This is a genomic window from Photobacterium makurazakiensis, from assembly GCF_050336715.1.
GTDB classification, from domain to species: Bacteria; Pseudomonadota; Gammaproteobacteria; order Enterobacterales; family Vibrionaceae; genus Photobacterium; species Photobacterium makurazakiensis.
The window spans coordinates 1-1,845 of sequence record NZ_JAKJSJ010000137.1 but is presented as its reverse complement, the minus strand read 5'-3'; the positions used below and the strand labels follow the sequence as shown (position 1 = coordinate 1,845).

Genomic DNA, 1,845 nt, shown 5'->3' with positions numbered 1-1,845 from the left:
CCCTTTACACGTGGCATTTTTAGTATGAATTAGCTTTGTGGTTACGGTGTACTGTTTGGGTTTAGGGGCGGGCAACTTCACAAGGGCGTTATGGCGCAAGAGCGCACAGGCAACGTGGTGATCGCTTTATGGTCATCGAGTCGTGCTTTCTTTCTATCTCATAGTAGTTTTCCAATCCTGTTATGGTGTTGGCAGTTTTCAATGAAAAGAGAATTTGTGGTTGCTGCCCGCAATCGCCCGATTGGCGTTTTGAGGTTGTTATTGGCATGAAATTAATGGGACTCAGTCATTATTATTAACTCTCCGTATAAATCCATAAACGTAAAAATTATTTTATTACCTTAACCGTTTTATATTATGGATAATGGAGAAATGTCATGAGTAAATATCAGTTTTTTTGTAAGCCTAATACAAACCGTAAGGAGTTTACTTTCTTAAATTCAGATTCTGATTCGTTTCTACGAGAAAAAGAACAATTGTTAGTGCAGGGGTTTGAGATCGAAGATGATTACATTTACGCAGAAACTGAGTCTGAGGCAGTAGAAAAATATAAATCAAATTACCTCTATGCCATTGAGGAGCACACTAAATCAAATCCAATATCTGGTATATTTTATCAATTAAATCAGTTGATTGGTTTTTCTTTAGTATTTTCAGAAAAAATAAGTAATGCTGAAAACGTCAGCGTCGCCATAACAAGGCAATCAAGGTGACCCGTTACATTCGGCGGTTTTGGTATTGAGTCTGGTGTGCTTTGTTGGTTTAGCGTGGGGCACCTTATTGCAGGCGTTATGCCTTTTCCATTAAGGACAATAGTAATGAAATTTGATAAACAGAAAGTTAGTGTTCCCTCAGTGCTAAAAGAATTTGAAAAAGACTTGGAAAACTTACAACGTGACTATGTTTCGATAAAAGCAAAGCCTTTGGATTGCGAGCTATCCGATGATTATTTAGAGGTAACAAAAAGTAAATTTCTTGGTTTTCCTTTTTTTCCATCTGATTCTGAATATCCTAAAGATGAAAATGGAAAGCCAATGGTCTTAATTGCTCAAATAAATTTTGCTGAGATACCTGAATTAGCAGGATTTCCGTCAAGCGGGCTATTGCAGCTTTACTTTCCAGTTGATGATTGGTGGGATATGGGGGCGGAAAAAATCATATATCACAGTAGTGAAGACTTACGAAAGCAGTCTATCTCGGATTTTTCTTTCATTGATTGCGAATTATATGAAGAACTTCCAATCAACAAGATTCATGACTTGAGCTTCAAGAAAGCTATAGATACCGGTTGTAGTGAGGACTCTCAATTTTCGTTTATGTTTGGTTCCAAAGATTACTGGGATTTTGAGGACGGTTTAAGCGAAAGTGAAAAGCAAGAATTCGATAATTATTTCTCATGCACAGGGCATAAAATCGGAGGATATGCTGATTTCACCCAAAGTGATCCGCGAGATTATGATCAAAAACAAATGAATGATATACAACTGCTTCAGATAGATGTTGATGATTTCATCATGTTTGGTGATAGTGGTGTTGGGCATATATTTATTCATCCAGACGACTTGAAAACAGGTAATCTTGAGCGTGCATATTTTTATTGGGATTGCTGTTAGTAATTGCGTTTTGGCATAACAAAGCAATCAAGGTGATGCGTTACACTCGGCGGTTTTGGTTTGAAGCTAGGTGCGCTTTGCTGGTTCAGCGGGGCACACCTTATTGCAGGCGTTATGGCGCTGACGTGCACAGGCAACGTAGTGTTCGCGTTATCAATGTCGGGTCGTGCTTAGCAGCTACGAAGTCTGTCTTCTCAGGCGATATACCTGAACGCTTTTCTGTATAACGAGA

2 protein-coding genes are annotated in these 1,845 nt (G+C 38.6%); both read left to right on the top strand.

Going from position 1 to position 1,845, the window contains the following annotated elements; translation table 11 throughout:
* The first annotated feature begins 377 nt into the window (after window positions 1-377).
* Window positions 378-713, top strand: a complete 336-nt coding sequence (locus tag L4D09_RS28705; RefSeq protein ID WP_428460944.1) for a hypothetical protein — start codon at window positions 378-380, stop codon at window positions 711-713.
* Between the two features lie 105 nt (window positions 714-818).
* Window positions 819-1,613, top strand: coding sequence for a YwqG family protein (locus tag L4D09_RS28700; RefSeq protein ID WP_428460943.1), 795 nt, complete (start codon window positions 819-821; stop codon window positions 1,611-1,613).
* The last annotated feature ends 232 nt before the right edge of the window (window positions 1,614-1,845 follow it).